General features: G+C 59.5%; 19 protein-coding genes. 10 read left to right on the forward strand and 9 right to left on the reverse strand.

The window, feature by feature from the left end; translation table 11 throughout:
* Positions 1 to 284: 284 nt before the first annotated feature.
* Positions 285 to 1,484, reverse strand: a complete 1,200-nt coding sequence (gene tyrS, locus BKX96_RS15235) for a tyrosine--tRNA ligase (RefSeq protein WP_077184539.1) — start codon at positions 1,482 to 1,484, stop codon at positions 285 to 287.
* 213 nt (positions 1,485 to 1,697) lie between these two features.
* On the opposite strand from tyrS, the gene BKX96_RS15240 reads away from it, so the two are divergent.
* Complete coding sequence (locus tag BKX96_RS15240) at positions 1,698 to 3,140, forward strand: peptidoglycan DD-metalloendopeptidase family protein (protein WP_046818160.1); 1,443 nt, start codon at positions 1,698 to 1,700, stop codon at positions 3,138 to 3,140.
* Positions 3,141 to 3,143: 3 nt separating this feature from the next.
* Complete coding sequence (locus tag BKX96_RS15245) at positions 3,144 to 4,235, forward strand: anhydro-N-acetylmuramic acid kinase (RefSeq protein WP_077184541.1); 1,092 nt, start codon at positions 3,144 to 3,146, stop codon at positions 4,233 to 4,235.
* 67 nt (positions 4,236 to 4,302) lie between these two features.
* On the opposite strand, the gene erpA is transcribed toward BKX96_RS15245, so the two are convergent.
* Together erpA and argC are read right to left on the reverse strand one after the other, a co-directional pair.
* Positions 4,303 to 4,653 (reverse strand): iron-sulfur cluster insertion protein ErpA, encoded by a 351-nt coding sequence (gene erpA, locus BKX96_RS15250; RefSeq protein ID WP_007906865.1) that lies wholly within the window; start codon positions 4,651 to 4,653, stop codon positions 4,303 to 4,305.
* Positions 4,654 to 4,819: 166 nt separating this feature from the next.
* On the reverse strand, positions 4,820 to 5,854 hold the full coding sequence (argC, locus tag BKX96_RS15255) for an N-acetyl-gamma-glutamyl-phosphate reductase (RefSeq protein WP_020798783.1): 1,035 nt from the start codon (positions 5,852 to 5,854) through the stop codon (positions 4,820 to 4,822).
* Positions 5,855 to 5,989: 135 nt separating this feature from the next.
* Here argC and hemJ point away from each other — a divergent pair, with 135 nt between their 5' ends.
* From hemJ to coq7, 6 genes are all read left to right on the forward strand, one after another.
* Entirely contained in the window at positions 5,990 to 6,418 is a 429-nt protein-coding gene (hemJ, locus tag BKX96_RS15260) for a protoporphyrinogen oxidase HemJ (protein WP_033038776.1), read from the forward strand.
* A gap of 31 nt (positions 6,419 to 6,449) precedes the next feature.
* Complete coding sequence (locus BKX96_RS15265; RefSeq protein WP_077184543.1) at positions 6,450 to 7,418, forward strand: NAD(P)H-dependent flavin oxidoreductase; 969 nt, start codon at positions 6,450 to 6,452, stop codon at positions 7,416 to 7,418.
* A gap of 62 nt (positions 7,419 to 7,480) precedes the next feature.
* Positions 7,481 to 8,428, forward strand: a complete 948-nt coding sequence (locus BKX96_RS15270; protein WP_077184545.1) for a DUF805 domain-containing protein — start codon at positions 7,481 to 7,483, stop codon at positions 8,426 to 8,428.
* A 61-nt stretch (positions 8,429 to 8,489) separates the two neighbouring features.
* Positions 8,490 to 9,278, forward strand: coding sequence for an SDR family NAD(P)-dependent oxidoreductase (locus BKX96_RS15275; protein WP_077184547.1), 789 nt, complete (start codon positions 8,490 to 8,492; stop codon positions 9,276 to 9,278).
* 79 nt (positions 9,279 to 9,357) lie between these two features.
* On the forward strand, positions 9,358 to 9,696 hold the full coding sequence (locus BKX96_RS15280) for a histidine triad nucleotide-binding protein (RefSeq protein ID WP_017341091.1): 339 nt from the start codon (positions 9,358 to 9,360) through the stop codon (positions 9,694 to 9,696).
* Between the two features lie 167 nt (positions 9,697 to 9,863).
* The gene (gene coq7, locus BKX96_RS15285) at positions 9,864 to 10,511 is read left to right on the forward strand and encodes a 2-polyprenyl-3-methyl-6-methoxy-1,4-benzoquinone monooxygenase (protein ID WP_046818716.1); all 648 of its coding nucleotides are present in this window, start codon (positions 9,864 to 9,866) and stop codon (positions 10,509 to 10,511) included.
* A gap of 63 nt (positions 10,512 to 10,574) precedes the next feature.
* Here the strand turns inward: coq7 and BKX96_RS15290 are convergent, their stop codons facing one another.
* Complete coding sequence (locus BKX96_RS15290; protein ID WP_008061600.1) at positions 10,575 to 10,997, reverse strand: OsmC family protein; 423 nt, start codon at positions 10,995 to 10,997, stop codon at positions 10,575 to 10,577.
* 231 nt (positions 10,998 to 11,228) lie between these two features.
* Here BKX96_RS15290 and crp point away from each other — a divergent pair, with 231 nt between their 5' ends.
* Positions 11,229 to 11,873 (forward strand): cAMP-activated global transcriptional regulator CRP, encoded by a 645-nt coding sequence (gene crp, locus BKX96_RS15295; RefSeq protein ID WP_046818165.1) that lies wholly within the window; start codon positions 11,229 to 11,231, stop codon positions 11,871 to 11,873.
* A 10-nt stretch (positions 11,874 to 11,883) separates the two neighbouring features.
* Here crp and BKX96_RS15300 read toward each other — a convergent pair whose 3' ends face one another.
* The 4 genes from BKX96_RS15300 to BKX96_RS15315 all read right to left on the reverse strand — a co-directional run bounded on the left by BKX96_RS15300 (position 11,884) and on the right by BKX96_RS15315 (position 15,195).
* Positions 11,884 to 12,585 carry a lipoate--protein ligase family protein gene (locus BKX96_RS15300; protein ID WP_077184549.1) on the reverse strand — a complete coding sequence of 234 codons (702 nt, stop codon included), beginning with the start codon at positions 12,583 to 12,585 and terminating at the stop codon, positions 11,884 to 11,886.
* A gap of 124 nt (positions 12,586 to 12,709) precedes the next feature.
* Positions 12,710 to 13,546: an indole-3-glycerol phosphate synthase TrpC gene (gene trpC, locus BKX96_RS15305; RefSeq protein ID WP_046818167.1), complete on the reverse strand. Its 837-nt coding sequence runs from the start codon at positions 13,544 to 13,546 to the stop codon at positions 12,710 to 12,712.
* Positions 13,543 to 14,592 (reverse strand): anthranilate phosphoribosyltransferase, encoded by a 1,050-nt coding sequence (gene trpD / locus BKX96_RS15310; protein ID WP_046818168.1) that lies wholly within the window; start codon positions 14,590 to 14,592, stop codon positions 13,543 to 13,545. The genes trpC and trpD overlap by 4 nt, the downstream gene beginning before the upstream one ends.
* A 9-nt stretch (positions 14,593 to 14,601) precedes the next feature.
* On the reverse strand, positions 14,602 to 15,195 hold the full coding sequence (locus tag BKX96_RS15315) for an aminodeoxychorismate/anthranilate synthase component II (RefSeq protein WP_046818169.1): 594 nt from the start codon (positions 15,193 to 15,195) through the stop codon (positions 14,602 to 14,604).
* Positions 15,196 to 15,599: 404 nt separating this feature from the next.
* Between BKX96_RS15315 and estP the strand changes: the two genes are divergently transcribed.
* Positions 15,600 to 17,507, forward strand: coding sequence for an esterase EstP (estP, locus tag BKX96_RS15320; RefSeq protein WP_046818170.1), 1,908 nt, complete (start codon positions 15,600 to 15,602; stop codon positions 17,505 to 17,507).
* Between the two features lie 178 nt (positions 17,508 to 17,685).
* Here estP and trpE read toward each other — a convergent pair whose 3' ends face one another.
* On the reverse strand, positions 17,686 to 19,167 hold the full coding sequence (gene trpE, locus BKX96_RS15325; protein ID WP_046818171.1) for an anthranilate synthase component I: 1,482 nt from the start codon (positions 19,165 to 19,167) through the stop codon (positions 17,686 to 17,688).
* Between the last annotated feature and the right edge of the window lie 66 nt (positions 19,168 to 19,233).

A 19,233-nucleotide genomic window follows, 5' to 3' on the forward strand; every position in this document is an offset into this window, starting at 1 on the left:
TCATTTGCTGTCAAGTGRTATTTTTCAGAAGTTTTCAAGGAATCCTTAACAACTTCAACCACTTGCGCTTCAGATCTCTCATCAGCGGGAGGCGAATTCTACAGCGTTACACGCTGCTGTCAACACCTCTTTTTCAACTCCCTGCCGGCTTCGATGAACTGAAGCAAGCTGCTGTCGAAAACTGCGTAACTCATTGTTTACCAGGGAGTTTTCCGTTTCGACTGCGCCGGAAGTGGGGCGAATTGTAGGCTTCTGTAATTCGCCGTCAACCTTTTGTTTCAGGTTTATTCAGGTTTGAGCGTAATACGCGCAAATGCCTTCTTGCCCGCCTGGCACACGTGGGTTGCACCGAGCGCATATATAAAGGAGCGATCGACCACCTCGCCATCGATACGCACACCACCGGAACCGAGCAGATCGCGAGCCACTGCCGAGTTCTTCACCAGCCCCGCCTTATTAAGGACAGCAGCGATCGGCATATCTTCGGTAGCCGTCAATTCGATCTCGGGCAGATCGTCCGGCAGCTCACCGTCCTTCATGCGATTGCCTGCCGCACGATGAGCGTTGGCCGCAGCCTCCTCACCATGGAAACGGGCAACGATCTCTTCAGCCAGCTTGATCTTGATGTCACGGGGATTGGCACCCGCCTCGACATCGGCGCGGAACGCATTAATCTCATCCATGGAACGGAAGCTGAGCAGCTCGAAGTAGCGCCACATCAGCGCATCCGGAATGGACACCAGCTTGCTGTACATCACGCCCGGCGCTTCCTGGATACCAACGTAGTTACCCAGCGACTTGGACATCTTCTTCACGCCATCCAGACCCTCAAGCAATGGCATGGTCAGAATGCACTGGGCTTCCTGGCCGTAACCACGCTGCAGCTCACGCCCCATCAACAGGTTGAACTTCTGGTCGGTACCGCCGAGCTCGACATCCGCGCGCAAGGCGACCGAGTCGTAGCCTTGCACCAATGGGTACAGGAACTCGTGAATGGCAATCGGCTGGTTGGTCGTGTAGCGCTTGTCAAAGTCATCGCGCTCAAGCATGCGCGCCACGGTGTATTGCGAAGTCAGGCGAATGAAATCAGCCGGCCCCATCTGATCCATCCAGGTGGAGTTGAATGCCACCTCGGTTTTGGCCGGATCGAGAATCTTGAAAACCTGGGTCTTGTAGGTCTCGGCATTCTCGAGAACCTGCTCGCGGGTCAGCGGAGGGCGCGTTGCGCTCTTGCCGCTGGGATCGCCGATCATTCCGGTGAAGTCGCCAATCAGGAAGATCACCTGGTGACCGAGCTCCTGGAACTGGCGCAGCTTGTTGATCAGCACGGTGTGCCCCAGGTGCAGATCAGGGGCAGTCGGGTCGAAGCCTGCCTTGATACGCAGCGGCTGGCCACGCTTGAGCTTTTCGACCAGCTCGGACTCGACCAACAGTTCTTCCGCACCACGTTTAATCAGCGCTAGCTGCTCTTCAACCGACTTCATAACAGACCCGCAAGGCTCGAATTCAAAGGGGACCAACCATACAAGATCGCGCGGCAAATACAAAGTTTGGCCGGCGCAATGACGCCAATCCGCTGGCAGAGCATGCGCGGACTTGCTTCAGGGATGATTTGGTTATATTTTATACAGTTATTTCATCTTCATCATGTCATTCATCTTTTCCAATTCATCTTTTTCAAAGTCAAAACACTACTTATGACCAAAGAATCGTCTAAAGCGCCACCGCTTTACCCGAAGACCCACCTGCTCGCAGCGAGTGGCATCGCTGCCCTTCTGAGCCTGGCGCTTCTGGTATTTCCTTCCAGTGATGTCGAAGCTAAAAAGACAACCCTGAGCCTTGAACTGGAAAGCCCTGCTGAACAACTGACACAAGAACAAGACGCTGCAGAAGCCGTCCAGGCCACAAATGATCCGGTCGCGTCTCCTTTTGCGCAGATCGAAGACAGCGCGCAAGAGCCCCAGCAAACAGCTCAAGCCGCACCCGCACCCGCGCCTGTAGCAGCCCCCGCACCGGTTGCCGAAGAAAAGAAGGCGCCCAATCACAGGGAAGTGATCGTCAGCAAAGGCGACACGCTCTCCACTCTGTTCGAGAAAGTCGGCCTTCCCGCCCCTTCGGTACATGACTTGCTGGCCAGCAGCAAACAGGCCAAGCAATTCAGCCAGCTCAAGCATGGGCAGAAACTCGAGTTCGAACTGGGTCCTGACGGCCAACTGGCCAGCCTGCACAGCAAGGTCAGTGACCTGGAGACCATCTCCCTGACCAAGAACGACAAGGGTTACAGCTTCAACCGCGTGACCGCCAAACCCACCGTGCGCACAGCCTACGTGCACGGCGTGATCAACAGCTCGCTGTCTCAGTCCGCCGCCCGCGCTGGCCTGTCGCATAGCCTGACCATGGACATGGCCAGCGTATTCGGCTACGACGTCGACTTTGCCCAGGATATTCGCCAGGGTGACCAGTTCGATGTGATCTATGAACAGAAAGTGGTCAACGGAAAGGCGGTCGGTAACGGCCCGATCCTGTCCGCTCGCTTCACCAACCGCGGTAAGACCTACACCGCCGTGCGCTACACCAACAAGCAAGGCAACACCAGCTATTACACGGCTGACGGCAACAGCATGCGCAAGGCCTTCATCCGCACCCCGGTGGACTTCGCCCGCATCAGCTCGAAATTTTCCATGGGCCGCAAGCACCCGATCCTTAACAAGATCCGCGCCCACAAAGGCGTCGACTACGCAGCGCCGCGCGGCACGCCAATCAAGGCGGCCGGTGACGGCAAAGTACTGCTGGCAGGTCGCCGCGGTGGTTACGGCAACACCGTAATCCTCCAACACGGCAATACCTACCGCACGCTTTACGGCCACATGCAGGGCTTCGCCAAGGGCATCAAGACTGGGGGCACCGTCAAGCAAGGCCAGGTCATCGGCTACATCGGCACTACCGGCCTCTCCACCGGCCCGCATTTGCACTACGAATTCCAAGTGAATGGCGTCCACGTCGATCCACTGGGCCAGAAAGTAGCGATGGCCGACCCGATTTCCAATGCCGAACGCGCACGTTTCCTGGCGCAGAGCCAACCGCTGATGGCGCGCATGGACCAGGAAAAATCCACCCAGCTGGCTTCGGCCAAGCGCTAAGCCATGGCGCTCTATATAGGTGTAATGTCCGGAACCAGCCTGGATGGCCTGGACATAGCGCTGATCGAGCAAGGCCCGGCGATCAGGCTGATCGCCAGCCACTACATCCCGATGCCCGACTCCCTGCGCGCCGAGCTGCTTGGCTTGTGCGCCAGCGGTCCGGACGAGATTGCCCGCTCCGCCATCGCCCAACAGAACTGGGTGAAGCTGGCGGCGCAGGGCATTAACGCTCTCCTTGCACAACAGCAACTCAAACCTGAAGACATTCGCGCGATTGGCAGTCACGGGCAGACCATTCGCCATGAGCCAGCGCGTGGCTTCACGGTGCAAATCGGCAATCCAGCCCTGCTGACCGAGCTGACCGGTATCACGGTGGTCAGTGATTTCCGCAGCCGCGATGTCGCCGCTGGCGGGCAAGGCGCGCCACTGGTTCCTGCCTTTCACGAAGCGCTTTTTGAAGAACGGGCCGGCAATCGCGCCGTACTCAACGTGGGTGGATTCAGCAACCTCAGCCTGATTGAACCCGGCGAGCCTGTCGCTGGGTTCGACTGTGGGCCGGGTAATGTGTTGCTGGACGCCTGGATTCACCAGCAACGCGGTGACAACTTTGACCGTGATGGCCAATGGGCTGCCAGCGGCAAGATCGAACCGCTACTGTTGAACGCGCTGCTCAGCGATCCTTTCTTCGTGACAAAGGGCCCAAAGAGTACCGGCCGGGAAGTCTTCAACCTGCCCTGGCTGACCCGCCATCTGGCAGCGCTGCCGACCTTCGCTGCCGAGGATGTGCAGGCAACACTGCTGGAACTGACGGCGCTGACCATCATCGAATCGCTGCAAACTGCCCAGGTTGATACCCGGGAACTGCTGGTCTGCGGCGGTGGCGCGCACAACACCGCACTGATGAAACGCCTGGCCAGCCTGCTACCGAATGCGACCGTCAGCAGCACCGCCACTCACGGCGTGGACCCGGACTGGGTCGAAGCCATGGCCTTCGCCTGGCTGGCCCACTGCTGCCTGGAAGGTATTGCGGCCAATCGCCCGAGCGTCACCGGCGCCCGCGGGCTGCGCGTACTCGGTGCCATCTACCCGGCCTGAATGCCGGACAGCAAAACGCCGCAGGACCTCAGGGTCATGCGGCGTTTTGATGATACGGACGCGCTGATCAGATCGAGAACGAAGAGCCACAGCCACAGGTGGTGGTAGCGTTCGGGTTCTTGATGACGAAACGCGAGCCTTCCAGACCTTCCTGATAATCCACCTCGGCTCCTGCCAGGTACTGGAAGCTCATCGGATCGACGACCAGACTCACACCTTCGCGCTCAACGATGGTGTCGTCATCGGCCACTTCTTCATCGAAAGTGAAGCCGTACTGAAAACCTGAACAACCGCCGCCCGTAACGAATACGCGCAGCTTCAAGCGATCATTCCCCTCTTCATCGACCAGGCTCTTCACCTTGTGCGCGGCACCGTGGGTGAATTGCAAAGCCGTGGGGGTGAAGGATTCGACGCTCATGCTGACTATCTCCCGGCGTTACGCCGTCATATTGCGTGATGACGCGCATTATCCGCTTCTCCTAGAAAAGCGGTCAACTATTGTTATGGTATATCAACCAATCGAGGCGCCGGCCTGGAATGCAAAAAGGCCCGTCAGACGGGCCTTTTGCTGTGCACGATAAAGCTTACGGCAGCATGCCGGCGTGGGACAGGCCCAGACGCTCATCCAGGCCGAACAGGATGTTCATGTTCTGCACGGCCTGACCCGACGCGCCTTTGACCAGGTTGTCGATCACCGACAACACCACCACCAGGTCACCATCCTGTGGACGGTGCACGGCAATCCGACACACGTTGGCGCCGCGCACGCTGCGGGTTTCCGGGTGACTGCCGGCAGGCATGACGTCGACGAACGGTTCGTTGGCATAACGTTTTTCAAACAGTGCCTGCAGGTCTACCGAGCGATCGACGACAGTTGCGTAAAGCGTGGAGTGAATGCCGCGGATCATCGGCGTCAGGTGCGGAACGAAGGTCAGGCCAACGTCCTTGCCCGCTGCACGACGCAGACCCTGGCGAATTTCCGGCAGGTGGCGATGCCCTTTGACGGCGTAAGCCTTCATGCTTTCCGACGTCTCGGAGTACAGCGAACCGACGGCAGCCCCACGACCGGCACCGCTGACGCCGGACTTGCAGTCGGCGATCAGGCGCGAAGCATCGGCCAGGCCTGCTTCGAGCAACGGCAGGAAACCCAATTGAGTGGCGGTTGGATAGCAGCCCGGCACGGCAATCAGGCGTGCTTTTTTGATCTGTTCGCGATTGACTTCCGGCAAACCGTAGACCGCTTCATCCAGCAGTTCTGGCGCACCGTGCGGCTGACCGTACCACTTGGCCCATTCATCAGCATCCTGCAGGCGGAAGTCCGCGGACAGGTCGATGACCTTGGTGCCGGCTGCCAGCAGTTCGCCCGCCAGGGCATGCGCAACGCCGTGAGGGGTGGCAAAGAACACCACGTCACAGGCGCCCAGGGTCTTGATGTCCGGAACGCTGAACGCCAGGCCGTCGTAGTGGCCTCGCAGGTTCGGGTACATGTCGGCCACGGCCAGTCCAGCCTCGGATCGGGAAGTGATCACCACCACTTCAGCTTGCGGATGCTGTGCCAACAGACGCAACAGTTCGACACCGGTGTAACCCGTGCCGCCGACGATACCGACCTTGACCATAAACCTGCCCTCAACGAACCCACTGGAAAGCCGTCGATAATAGGGCCCGTATCGTCCTGCGACAACCGGCAAGGTGACGTGCGGAGCCTCAAGCTACTACTATCCGGGCTACCGTGAACCTGGGAATAACTAAAAATGCTTTATCTGTGGCTCAAAGCTTTCCACATCATCAGTGTCGTCTGCTGGTTTGCCGGCCTGTTCTACCTGCCGCGGCTGTTCGTCTATCACGCCCAAAGCGAAGACACTGTCAGCAAGGAGCGCTTCAGCATCATGGAGCGCAAGCTGTATCGGGGCATCATGGGGCCGGCGATGATCGCCACACTGATCTTCGGTGGCTGGCTCATCTACCTCAACCCAGGCATCTTTAGCCAGGGTGGCTGGATACACGCCAAACTGACCCTGGTGGTGTTGCTGATCGGCTACCACCACATGTGCGGCGCGCAAGTGAAGCGCTTTGCCCGTGGCGAGAACACCCGCAGCCATGTCTTTTATCGCTGGTTCAATGAAGTGCCGGTCCTGATATTGCTGGCTATCGTAATTCTGGTCGTCGTCCGGCCGTTTTAAATCAACAGGCACAAATCACCGGGGTATTCCAATGTCGCTGCCCGCTCTGCTCGAACAACGCTTGCGTCTGCCCGTGGTGGCGGCGCCGATGTTCCTGATTTCCAACCCGCAACTGGTGCTCGCCTGCTGCGGCAATGGCGTGGTCGGCAGCTTTCCGGCGCTGAACCAGCGCGAGAGCAGCGGCTTCAAAGCCTGGCTGGAAGAAATCGAGGCCGGGCTGGCGGCACTGGAAAATCCCGCGCCCTATGCGGTGAACCTGATTGTGCACCACAGTAATCCGCGATTGCAGGCGGATCTGGACATCTGTATCGAACACAAAGTGCCGATCGTGATCACCAGTCTCGGCGCCGTGAAGGAAGTGGTCGATGCTGTCCACAGCTACGGCGGCCTGGTATTCCATGATGTGACGACTCGCCGCCATGCGGAGAAAGCCGCCGAGGCCGGTGTAGACGGTCTGATCGCCGTCGCTGCGGGTGCCGGTGGGCATGCCGGGACCTGGAGCCCGTTCTCGTTGATCGCCGAGATCCGCCAGTTCTTCGACAAGACACTGCTGCTGGCTGGGTGCCTGAACCACGGCCACGAAATTCTCGCCGCGCAATTGCTCGGCGCCGACCTGGCCTACTTCGGCACGCGTTTTATCGGTACTACCGAAAGTCATGCACCGGATGCCTACAAAGAGATGCTGCTGAACTCCAGAGCGGCAGACATCATCCATACTCCAGCGGTGTCTGGTGTACCGGCGAGTTTCATGCGCCAGAGCCTGGAGGCCGCAGGGTTCGACATGGCAGCGCTGCAAAACAAGGGCGAGATCAATTTCGGTTCCAAGCTCAAGCCCATCAGCGACGAAGCCAAAGCCTGGAAAACCGTGTGGTCCGCGGGCCAGGGCGTAGGCGAAATCGATGACTTGCCGAGTGTCGAACAGTTGATAGCGCGCCTCGACGCCGAATACCGCAAGGCACAGGAACAAGCAGCGCAACTGGGCCAACGCTGGCCGCGCTGAACAACCGGGCCAGCCGCGGCTGGCCATTCGTAGCAATGAATCGCGACAAGGATGCCTCGGTAATGAGCGGAAACCGTTACAAGATCGTGTTCGACGGCGCGCTGCTGCCGGGTGTTGATATCAACACCGCCAAACTCAATCTCGCTGCACTGTTCAAGAGCGACGTCAACGCCATCGAGCGCCTGTTCAATGGTCGACCGGTCACACTCAAGCGCGACCTGTCGCAGGCGGATGCGCAGACCTATCTCCAAGCCCTGAAGAACACTGGCGTCGATGCCCGGATCGAGGTGGAGCCTTCGATCGAACTGGACCTGGCTGACGTTCATGAGCAATCCCCCGCAGCTGAGCCGCTCTCCCCTTATGCACCGCCACAGGCCCGCGTTGGCGAAAAACTGCCGGCATTCGCCGCGCTCAAGCCTTTCAGCGTCGAAGGCCGAATCGGACGCCTGCGTTTTCTGGCGTGGACCTTGGTGCTCAGCCTGGTGACCCTGCCCATTGTCGGCGTGGTTGCGCTCATCGGCCTTGGCCTGGTCAGCGGGAATTCCACCACCGGACTGATCCTCGGTGGCATCCTGGCCTTCTTGCTGTTCCTGGTGTTCATGGTTGTCGGCGTTCTGTTCAGCGTTCAGCGCTTGCATGATATCGGCTGGTCGGGCTGGCTCTGGCTCCTGCACCTGGTTCCGTTCATTGGCAGTTTTTTCCCGCTGGTGATCATGCTCGTGCCAGGCAATACCGGCGCCAACCGCTATGGCCCGCCTCCCCCGCCCAACAGCACGGCGGTCAAGGTCTTGTGTGCATTGTGGATTGTGTTTATCGGGCTGTTTGGCGTCGGTGCGATGATGGGTGGCATCTCGGCCATCCAGCAAGAATATGAAGACAGCCTCGAGAGCAGCTACCAAAGCGGCTCGGTCACCACCGATGAAATCGATGTCGATGTCGAACCTGAAGCAAATTCCCCGGCCGATGCAGCCGAAGAAGCCCCGCCCCCTGTAGACTCTGCGAAAGAATGAACAGCGCTCCCCGCCCGTGACACCTGCGTCGCGGCGCGGAGCTGTTGCGATGGAGAATGGCATGACCCGTTACGCTCTGATCACTGGCGCTTCCAGCGGCATCGGCCTGGCGATGGCCGAAGCGCTGGCCCGGCGCGGCCGCAGCCTGATTCTGGTGGCCCGACAGCGTGATCAGCTGGAAAGCATTGCGATCGAACTGACCCAACGTTTTGGCGTGGAAGTATTGTTCCGTGCCTGCGATCTGGGCGAGCCGCTGCGCCTCTCAGGATTCCTTCTGGAGCTGGAGGAAGGTGACCGGCAGATAGACCTGCTGGTCAACTGTGCCGGGATCGGCACTTGCGGCCCGTTCCTGGCGCAGGACTGGATGACCGAGCAGGACCTGATCGAAGTGAACATTCTGGCGCTCACTCGCCTGTGCCACGCCATCGGTAACAGCATGGCGTTGCAGGGTGGCGGGCAGATCCTGAACGTCGCTTCGGTCGCGGCGTTCCAGCCCGGTCCGTGGATGAGCACTTACTATGCCAGCAAGGCCTATGTGCTGCACTTTTCCGAAGGCCTGCGCGTCGAGCTGAAAAAGTGCGCGGTCAAGGTCTCGGTGCTCTGCCCCGGCCCGACCCGCACAGCGTTTTTCCGCACCGCGCAATTGAACAACGACAAGCTTGCCAACAGTAAACTGCTGATGAGTCCGGAGGAAGTCGCGCTCTATACCGTGCGCGCCCTGGAGAAGAATCGCGCAATCATTATTCCCGGGCGACGCAATCGCTGGTTCGCCACCCTGCCCCGGTTCGGCTCGCGCTGGCTGATCCGGACAATCACCGGCATGGTCATCAAGGCCCACTGCCCGCGTTGAATCGCCCTGCGGTAAAACACTGGGCTGGTGCAGCCTCCATGGGTACACTCAGGCCAGCCCAAACAACGGAGAAACAGCTGTGGATACTCTGTTCACCAAGATCATCAACCGGGAAATCCCGGCGAAAATCATTTACGAGGACGACCAGGTGCTGGCCTTCCACGACATCGCCCCACAGGCACCGGTGCACTTTCTGGTGATTCCGAAAAAACCGGTACGCACCCTGAACGACCTGACCGAGGACGACAAGGCGCTGGCTGGACACATCCTGTTCACCGCCCAGCGCCTGGCCAAGGAACTGGGTTGCGAAAAAGGTTTTCGCGTTGTCATGAACTGCAATGAAGAAGGCGGGCAGACTGTCTATCACATTCATATGCATGTGCTGGGTCAGCGCCAGATGCACTGGCCGCCGGGCTGATTCATATTTTCCCGTGCCGACGATGGCGCGATTGAGATCGCCTTCGTCGGAACGCGCCCGAAGCTAGCCGGGCTCCTGTAGATACTGCCTGCGTCGCAATGTCCCAGCGCAAACCTTCCCCGGCCGATTGGGTTAAACTGGCCACCGAGATTCCTCCGGAGGTCAGCATGACTACCCAACGTCACTACTCGCCGATTGATCGCCTTCTGCTGCAAGCCGATGCTGCGATGCGTACCCTGTTGCCCTTCAGCGGCCAGCCCTACCGTCCGTCGCCGGCCATCGTGCAACCCGATGCGAAAATGAGTGACGAAGACACCCGCCACGTTGCCGGGCTGATGCGCATCAATCACACCGGAGAAGTCTGCGCCCAGGCGCTGTATCAAGGCCAGGCCCTGACTGCCAGGCTGCCGCAAGTGCGCGTCGCCATGGAGCACGCCGCTGAAGAAGAAGTCGACCATTTGGCATGGTGCGAACAACGCATTCATCAGTTGGGCAGCCACACCAGCATTCTCAATCCACTGTTCTATGGCATGTCGTTCGGAATTGGTGCGGTGGCAGGCCTGATCAGCGACAAAGTCAGCCTGGGTTTTGTCGCAGCAACGGAAGATCAGGTGTGCAAGCACTTGAACGAACACCTGGAGCAACTGCCGGCCGAGGATGAAAAGTCTCGGGCGATCCTCGAGCAGATGCGTATCGATGAAGAGCAGCACGCCGAAAGCGCACTGGAGGCTGGCGGTTTCCGCTTTCCGGCGCCGGTGAAGTTCGGTATGAGCTTGCTGGCCAAGGTCATGACCAAGAGTACTTATCGGATCTGACCGGCTGCGCCAGCAACAAAAAAGGCGACTGCCGTGAGGCAGTCGCCTTTTTTTGATCTCGATTCAACCCAGCTCGATGATTTCGTAGTCGTGGGTGATCTCGACACCGGCCGCCCCGAGCATGATCGACGCCGAGCAATACTTCTCGGCGGACAGTTCGATGGCGCGCTTGACCTGCGCTTCCTTCAGGCCGCGGCCCTTGACCACAAAATGCATGTGGATCTTGGTGAACACCTTTGGATCTTCGGTTGCACGCTCGGCTTCAAGGAAGGCTTCACAACTCTCGACCGCCTGACGGGACTTCTTGAGGATGCTGACCACGTCGAAATTGCTGCAACCGCCTACACCCAGCAGGAGCATTTCCATCGGCCGGACACCCAGGTTACGACCGCCGGCATCGGGCGGACCGTCCATGACCACGACATGACCGCTGCCGGATTCGCCGAGGAACATGGCTTCGCCAGCCCATTGGATGCGTGCCTTCATCGCCAAGACTCCACTGTCTAAAAAAAGGGTCGCCAGCTTAGCACAGGCCCCTGGATTGACAGTGATCGCCGTCCTAGGACATAACCTGCGACGCTGTAGGTAAAATCTCGAATATTGCAAGAAGTGTCTGGTAAGCTGGCGCCAATTCGCTGGCGCCTGGCCAGCTTTGCCCCAATGTCCGCAGTTCATAAATAAATCCAACACCACCGTGAGTCTTTTCGGGATACAACCATGGTTGCTATTGCCCCCACCCCCAAGATGAAAAACCTCGACAAGCTTCTGATGCATTGCCAGCGCCGTCGCTATCAGGCCAAGAGCAACATCATTTGCGCCGGCGACCGTTCGGAGACGCTGTTCTTCATCATCAAGGGTTCGGTCACCATCCTGATCGAAGACGACGACGGTCGAGAAATGATCATCGCCTACCTGAACGCCGGGGATTTTTTCGGTGAATTGGGTCTGTTCGAGCAGGCCGGCCTGGAACAGGAACGCAGCGCCTGGGTGCGAGCCAAGGTCGAATGCGAAGTGGCGGAAATCAGTTACGCGAAATTCCGCGAATTGTCGCAGCAGGACCCGGACATTCTTTACGTATTGAGCGGACAAATCGCACAACGCCTGCGTAACACCACCCGTAAGGTCGGTGACCTGGCGTTTTTCGACGTAACCGGTCGTGTCGCCCGCTGTCTGCTTGAGCTGTGCAAACAGCCAGACGCCATGACCCACCCCGACGGCATGCAGATCAAGGTGACCCGTCAGGAAATCGGACGGATCGTCGGTTGTTCCCGGGAGATGGTCGGACGCGTGCTCAAGGATCTGGAAGAGCGCAACCTGGTGGACGTCAAAGGCAAAACCATGGTGGTCTTCGGTACGCGCTAAGTTCGAAGACTCAGCCGCTGAACATTTGCGCCAGCATTCGTCGGTAGAGCGCATCGAGACGTTCCAGCGCATCCGGTGCGGTGAACTTCTCATGCAAGGCGATGTGGCTTTCGGCGCGCACCCGTTGCTCCAGGCTGCAGGCCTCGCTGAAGCGATTGACGGCCGCGACCATCGAAACGCGGTCGTTATCCAGCAGCATTGCACCGTGTACAAGTCCTACCGGGCGTTGACCTCCCTGACTCTGGCGCCAGCGCTGGGCGGTGCCGACCATCTTGCGCCCATCCAGGTTGACGTTGAACCGGCCATCACAGAACGCGCCGTCGATTTCGCCCAGCGACGACGTGCCGCCCAACTCGTCCAGCAACTGGCAGATCGGATCGCACAGACGCCGGTAGCCCGTCTCGATACGGTTCAGATCACCTTCGCTGCGCGGCGGCGCGTAGACCAGGGCGATGTTGATGGTCGTGGCCGATTGCGGAACAGGTTCGCCACCGGTGTCGCGCAACAATACGGGCCAACCCGCCGCCGCGGACACCTCACAGGCTGCTTCGAACCCTGGCAAGCGATTCAAGCGGCGCGGCATCACTAATGCCCGGTCGCTGGGCTGCCAGAACAGCAGGCCAAATTCCGCGTCGCCGGCACAGATCGAGGCCAGCAGATCCTGTTCGGCTTGCAGGCCGGCTTCGATGGTCAGAGAAACAGGTGAGGTCACAAGGTACTCCGTAAGACAAAAAGTCTGTGGTGTTTCTTATGCCGCTATCGCGAGCAGGCTCGCTCCCACAGTTGATGGTGGTTACCCCCAACCCTGTAGGAGCGAGCATGCTCGCGATGCTTTTTTAGTCGAGGGTCGAGCCGCTGACAGGAATGCCGCGCTCCGGGAAGAACAGGCGTTGCAGTTCGGTACCCGGGCTTTCGGCGCGCATGAACGCCTCGCCAACCAGGAACGCGTAGACGTCGCTGATTTCCATCAACTCGACATCGGCGCGATTGAGGATGCCGCTTTCGGTGACCACCAGACGATCGCGCGGGATACGCGGCAACAGGTCGAGGGTGGTTTCCAGGTTGACCTCGAAGGTGTGCAGGTTGCGATTGTTGACGCCGACCAGCGGGGTGTCGAGGGTTTTCAAGGCCCGCTCCAGCTCGTCGCCATCGTGGACTTCAACCAGCACATCGAGGCCGACGCCTTTGGCCACGGCTGCCAGTTCGGCCATTTTCACGTCGTCCAGGGCGGAGACGATCAACAGTACGCAGTCGGCGCCGAGGGCGCGGGCTTCGACGATCTGGTACGGATCGATCATGAAATCCTTGCGGATCACCGGCAGTTTGCACGCCGCGCGGGCCTGCTGCAGGTAAAGATCGGCACCTTGGAAATAATCGATATCGGTGAGTACCGACAGGCAGGTCGCGCCGCCCTTCTCGTAGCTCTTGGCAATATCGGCGGGAACGAAATTCTCGCGGATAACGCCCTTGCTCGGCGAAGCTTTCTTGATTTCAGCAATCACTGCCGGCTCTTTCAGCTTGGCCTGATCCAGCAAAGCCTTGGCAAAACCACGGGGTGCATCGGCCGCCTTGGCCAGACTTTCCAGCTCGGCGAGGCTGACGCGAGCACTACGCTCGGCAACTTCTTCAACCTTGCGCGCCAGAATGTTTTCCAGAACCGTCGGTACACTCATCCCTCATTCTCCACTTTGAATACCGCGGTAAATGCACCCAGCTCCTCGAGTTTCTCCCGAGCAAGGCCGGTGTGCAGCGCATCGTGCGCCAGGGCAACACCCTCTTTCAAACTGCTCGCATGGTCGGCGGCGTACAACGCGGCACCGGCATTGAGCACGATCATCTCGGCAGCTTTCTGACCGTTTTCGGTCTTGCGCTTGCCCAGGGCATCGCGGATCAGCTCCAGGGATGCAGCCGGGCTTTCCACGGCCAGACCATGCAGGCTCTGGCTTTTCATGCCCAGGTCTTCCGGTTCGACCCAATATTCGCTGATCTGATCGTTTTTCAGTTCCGCGACAAAGGTCGGTGCCGCCAGGCTGAATTCGTCCAGGCCGTCCTTCGAATGCACCACCAGCACATGCTTGCTGCCCAGACGCTGCAAGACTTCGGCCAATGGCCGGCATAGCGCCTGAGTGAATACGCCCACCACCTGATGTTTCACGCCAGCCGGATTCGTAAGCGGGCCGAGCATGTTGAACAAGGTGCGCAAACCGAGTTCCTTGCGCGGGCCGGCGGCGTGTTTCATGGCGCTGTGATGGGTCTGGGCAAACATGAAGCCGATGCCGACGTTATCGATGCAGCGCGCCACCTGGATCGGGGTCAGGTTCAGGTAGATACCGGCCGCCTCCAGCAAGTCGGCACTGCCGCTTTTACCCGAGACCGCGCGGTTGCCGTGCTTGGCCACCGTGCACCCGGCCGCCGCGACCACAAAGGAAGAAGCGGTCGACACGTTGAAGATGTTGGCACCGTCACCGCCAGTACCGACTACGTCGACTACACCGTCGAGTGTCTTGAGTTCGACCTGGTCCGCCAGCTCACGCATGACCGACACGGCACCGACGATTTCGTCGATGCTTTCGCTTTTCATGCGCATGGCCATCATGAACGCGCCGATCTGCGCATCCGTGCATTGGCCGGTCATGATTTCGCGCATCACGTCGCGCATCTCTTCGGTGCTGAGGTCGAGGTGATCGACGATACGGCCCAAGGCTGTCTTGATATTCATGAATAGTCCTTAGCGCGTGCCGCCGGTTTGTTTGAGGAAGTTGGCAAACAGTTCGTGACCTTGTTCGGTGAGGATCGACTCAGGGTGGAACTGCACGCCTTCGATGTTCAGGGTCTTGTGGCGCAGACCCATGATCTCGTCGACCGAGCCGTCCTCCAGTTGGGTCCAGGCGGTCAGCTCGAGGCAGTCAGGCAGGGTTGCGCGCTTGACGATCAATGAGTGATAGCGGGTGACCGTCAGCGGCATGTTCAGGCCGGCGAACACACCCTTGTCTTCGTGGAACACCGGGCTGGTCTTGCCGTGCATGACCTGACGCGCGCGAACCACATCACCACCAAAGGCCTGGCCGATGGACTGATGCCCCAGGCAAACACCAAGAATCGGCAGTTTGCCAGCAAAGTGCTTGATCACGTCAATCGAGACCCCAGCTTCGGTCGGGGTGCAAGGACCGGGAGAGACGACGATGCGCTCAGGGTTGAGCGCTTCGATTTCGGCAACGGTGAGTTCATCGTTGCGCACGACTTTGACCTGGGAGCCCAGCTCACCAAGGTATTGCACAACGTTGTAGGTAAAAGAGTCGTAGTTATCGATCATCAGCAACATGGCGTTAAGAACCTCTAAAATTCACTGACTTAATACAGCCTTCGAATGATTTACCCGCAGCGTCCTGCACTTTGGCGGTCGCTGGAATCGCGAAGCAAAGCGCGTTGTCACGAATAAAGAAGGCAAAGCGGTAAAGATCCGGCCGGGCCGGCAGAAGGATTCAGGCGCGCCAACGCCAGCGGGCGTGTGCCTTGATGACTTGATCCAGGAGTTTGCTGACGATCAACACGGGGAAGGTCTCATTTATACGTCTCGGCACAGTAACTTAGCTGGGCAGAGCGTGCAATATGGGGCGATCGAAGCGAGCGCAACATTCGCCAGGTTCGCGCCGAATGGCATCAGCTTCTATAGTTTTTTGGCACTGTCGTCTCACCCACTAAAACAATAACCAAACGGACTTGCTCATGATCAGACAGACGCTGTTTGCACCCCTTGCCGGTTGCCTGCTCGCCATGGCCTGCGCCCAGGCGATCGCGGCGCCCAATCCTTATTCGAATTTCATTGTCTTCGGTGACAGCCTCAATGATGCGGGGCAGTTTACCGACACGGGCGGCCCTCCCGGTTCGACCCTGCGCTTCACCAACCGAACCGGGCCGACTTATCAGGACGGCAGCGGCGAAGCCTATTCCGCCAACTCGACTCAACTGCTTGGGGGCAGGCTCGGGTTCTCCGCGGACCAGACCGCCGCTTCGACTTCAGCCGCCCGCGCCGCCCAAGGCCTGCCAGATGGCAATAACTGGGCCGTCGGCGGCTACCGCACCGATCAGATCCTCGAATCAATCACCACCGTATCCGCCACGGGTGAACGCGCGCGCGCGGGTTACTTGCCAGCCAATAATTTGCGCGCCGACCCGAATGCACTGTATTACCTCTCCGGCGGCGGCAACGACTTTCTTCAGGGGCGCGTGCAAAGTGGCGCCCAGGCGAATGCCGCGGCGGACCGCCTGGCAAACAGCGTCCAGGTTCTGCAAACGGCCGGTGCCCGCTACATCATGGTCTGGCTGTTGCCCGACCTGGGACTGACACCTGCCATCAATGGCAGCCCTCTGCAGGGACCCACTTCGCAACTGAGCGCGGCCTTCAACCGGCAACTGGTCACTCGACTGGCGGGAATCGATGCCGAAATCATTCCCCTGAACATTCCCCTGCTGTTGCAGGAAACCTTCGCCGACCCTGCGCGGTTCGGTTTTGCTACCGGGCAAAACCTGACGGCGACCTGCTTCAGCGGTGACGGCTGCACCGAAAACGCTACCTTTGGCATCAACAGCGCCAACCCGGACCCCAGCCAGCTGATTTACAACGACGGGGTGCATCCGACCGAGGCGGGGCAAAAGTTGGTGTCGGACTACGCCTATTCCTTACTCGCTGCACCTTGGGAACTGACGCTGCTGCCAGAAATGGCCCACGCCACGCTACGCGCGCATCAGGATGAACTGCGCAGCCAGTGGCAATCCGACTGGGAAAACTGGCAAGCGGTCGGTCAGTGGCGCGCCATTGTGGCCGGGGGTGGCCAGCATCTCGATGTCGATCACCAAAGCAGTGGCGCCGACGCCGATGGCAACGGCTACAGCTTGAACATCGGCGGCAGCTATCGTCTCAACGAAGCCTGGCGCGTGGGTGTGGCGGCTGGTTTCTATCGTCAGGATCTGGAGGCTGGCGATAACGACTCGGACTACAAACTCAACAGCTACCTGGCCACGGCATTCGCCCAGTTCCAGCAGAACCGTTGGTGGGCGGATGCCGCGTTGACCGGCGGCAAGCTGGATTACGATAATCTCAAGCGCAAATTCGATCTGGGTGCGGGCGAAGGCGCGGAGAAAGGCGACACCGACGGCTATCTCTGGGCCTTCAGCACACGCCTGGGCTATGACATTGCACAGCCGGGCAGTGAATGGCACTTGTCGCCGTTCATCAGCGCCGACTATGCGAAAGTGGAAGTGGACGGTTACTCGGAAAACTCCATTCGTTCCACGGCGCTGACTTTTGATGACCAGAAACGCGATTCAAAACGACTCGGCGCCGGACTGCAGGGTAAATACCGGATCACCCCGCAGACCCAAGTGTTTGGCGAATATGCCTACGAGCGTGAGTATGACGACGACGTGCAGAAGGTGAACATTGCCCTCAACAGCCTGCCTTCCCTCGACTTCAGGCTTGATGGCTATACTCCGCAGAGCCATTTGAATCGCCTGAGCCTGGGCATCAGCCACAAGTTGACGGCCGATCTGGCGCTGCGCGGCGGGTACACGTTGCGCAAGGATGATGACTTTACCCAGCAAGGGATTACCGTTGGGGTTGCGCTGGATTTCTGATTCAGCGAACAGCAGGCATAAAAAACGCGGCGCCCTCACAGGCGCCGCGTTTTTTTATGGTGGTGAGGTCTTTGGTGGGAGCGAGCCTGCTCGCGAAGAGGCCAGCACAGCCAACATTGATGTTGTCAGACCCACCGCTATCGCGAGCAGGCTCGCTCCCACAGGGTTAGTGGCGAAATCAGGCGTCCGGGGTTTGTTCGGCCAGGGCCACGGCACGGAACATCGCGCGGCGCTTGTTCAGGGTTTCTTCCCATTCCAGTGCCGGCACCGAGTCGGCGACGATGCCACCACCGGCCTGCACGTGCAGCTCGCCGTTCTTGATCACCGCCGTACGGATGGCAATGGCGGTGTCCATGTTGCCGTTCCAGGCAAAGTAGCCCACGGCACCGCCGTAGACACCGCGCTTGACCGGCTCCAGTTCGTCGATGATTTCCATCGCGCGGATCTTCGGTGCGCCGGACAAGGTGCCCGCCGGCAGGATCGCCCGCAGCGCATCCATCGCCGTCAGGCCGGCCTTCAATTGGCCGGTGACGTTGGACACGATGTGCATCACGTTGGAATAACGCTCGATCACCATCTTCTCGGTGAGTTTCACCGAGCCGATCTCCGAGACTCGACCGGTGTCGTTTCGACCTAGGTCGATCAGCATCAGGTGCTCGGCGATTTCCTTGTCGTCCGACAGCAGGTCTTTTTCCAGCGCCAGATCGGCCTCTTCGGTCGCTCCCCGTGGACGGGTGCCCGCGATCGGGCGCACGGTGATCAGATTGTCTTCAACCCGCACCAGCACTTCAGGCGAACTGCCGACGACGTGGAAGTCGCCGAAGTTGAAGAAGTACATATATGGCGTCGGGTTGAAGCACCGCAATGCCCGATACAGATCGATTGGCGCGGCCTTGAAGTCGATCGACATGCGCTGCGACGGCACGACCTGCATGCAGTCACCGGCCAGGATGTATTCCTTGATGGTGTCGACGGCTTTTTCGTAGTCGTCCTGGGTGAAGCTGGAGCGGAATACCGGATCAGCCGCCTGCTGCTTGCTGAAGTCCAGGCCGCGGCGCGGGGTGATAGGCTGACGGAGTTTTCCCAGCAATTCCTCCAGGCGCGCGCGACCTTGCTCGAAGGCGTCTTCCTGAGACGGGTCAGCCAGGACAATTGCATGCATCTTGCCTGCGAGGTTGTCGAACACCACCACCGCGTCGGACACCATCAGCAGGATGTCCGGTACGCCCAGCGGATCCGGGTTCGGGCACTTGCCCAAACGCTTTTCCACATAACGTACGCAGTCATAACCGAAATAGCCCACCAGGCCGCCGTTGAAGCGCGGCAGGCCTGCGATGGTCGGCACGTTGTAACGAGCCTTGAAGGCTTCGACGAAGGCCAGTGGGTCTTCCACATCGTGGCTTTCAGTCTCGACGCCGTCGATGGTCACGCTGACGTGATGGTCATGCACCCGCAGCACGGTGCGACACGGCAGGCCGATGATCGAGTAACGGCCCCACTTTTCGCCGCCCTGCACGGACTCCAGCAGGTACGAGTTGGGCTCGTCGGCCAGTTTCAGGTAGATCGACAGCGGCGTGTCGAAGTCGGCCAGGGTTTCGCAGGCAAGCGGGATGCGGTTGTAGCCGGCAGCGGCCAAACGCAGGAATTCTTCGCGGATCATGAGGTGCCTCGTGGCTTGAGGTTCTAACAGTCAGGTATGCAAACGCGCCGGATGACCGGCCAGGAT

It is taken from the genome of Pseudomonas putida, from assembly GCF_001976065.1.
Taxonomy (GTDB): Bacteria; Pseudomonadota; Gammaproteobacteria; order Pseudomonadales; family Pseudomonadaceae; genus Aquipseudomonas; species Aquipseudomonas serbica.

Excerpts from the sequence above, each read along its gene's own strand:
- tyrS (WP_077184539.1), bottom strand. The coding sequence starts at position 1,484 with ATGAAGTCGGTTGAAGAGCAGCTAGCGCTGATTAAACGTGGTGCGGAA.
- BKX96_RS15240 (WP_046818160.1), top strand. The coding sequence starts at position 1,698 with ATGACCAAAGAATCGTCTAAAGCGCCACCGCTTTACCCGAAGACCCAC.
- BKX96_RS15245 (WP_077184541.1), top strand. The coding sequence starts at position 3,144 with ATGGCGCTCTATATAGGTGTAATGTCCGGAACCAGCCTGGATGGCCTG.
- erpA (WP_007906865.1), bottom strand. The coding sequence starts at position 4,653 with ATGAGCGTCGAATCCTTCACCCCCACGGCTTTGCAATTCACCCACGGT.
- argC (WP_020798783.1), bottom strand. The coding sequence starts at position 5,854 with ATGGTCAAGGTCGGTATCGTCGGCGGCACGGGTTACACCGGTGTCGAA.
- hemJ (WP_033038776.1), top strand. The coding sequence starts at position 5,990 with ATGCTTTATCTGTGGCTCAAAGCTTTCCACATCATCAGTGTCGTCTGC.
- BKX96_RS15265 (WP_077184543.1), top strand. The coding sequence starts at position 6,450 with ATGTCGCTGCCCGCTCTGCTCGAACAACGCTTGCGTCTGCCCGTGGTG.
- BKX96_RS15270 (WP_077184545.1), top strand. The coding sequence starts at position 7,481 with ATGAGCGGAAACCGTTACAAGATCGTGTTCGACGGCGCGCTGCTGCCG.
- BKX96_RS15275 (WP_077184547.1), top strand. The coding sequence starts at position 8,490 with ATGACCCGTTACGCTCTGATCACTGGCGCTTCCAGCGGCATCGGCCTG.
- coq7 (WP_046818716.1), top strand. The coding sequence starts at position 9,864 with ATGACTACCCAACGTCACTACTCGCCGATTGATCGCCTTCTGCTGCAA.
- BKX96_RS15290 (WP_008061600.1), bottom strand. The coding sequence starts at position 10,997 with ATGAAGGCACGCATCCAATGGGCTGGCGAAGCCATGTTCCTCGGCGAA.
- crp (WP_046818165.1), top strand. The coding sequence starts at position 11,229 with ATGGTTGCTATTGCCCCCACCCCCAAGATGAAAAACCTCGACAAGCTT.
- trpC (WP_046818167.1), bottom strand. The coding sequence starts at position 13,546 with ATGAGTGTACCGACGGTTCTGGAAAACATTCTGGCGCGCAAGGTTGAA.
- trpD (WP_046818168.1), bottom strand. The coding sequence starts at position 14,592 with ATGAATATCAAGACAGCCTTGGGCCGTATCGTCGATCACCTCGACCTC.
- BKX96_RS15315 (WP_046818169.1), bottom strand. The coding sequence starts at position 15,195 with ATGTTGCTGATGATCGATAACTACGACTCTTTTACCTACAACGTTGTG.
- estP (WP_046818170.1), top strand. The coding sequence starts at position 15,600 with ATGATCAGACAGACGCTGTTTGCACCCCTTGCCGGTTGCCTGCTCGCC.
- trpE (WP_046818171.1), bottom strand. The coding sequence starts at position 19,167 with ATGATCCGCGAAGAATTCCTGCGTTTGGCCGCTGCCGGCTACAACCGC.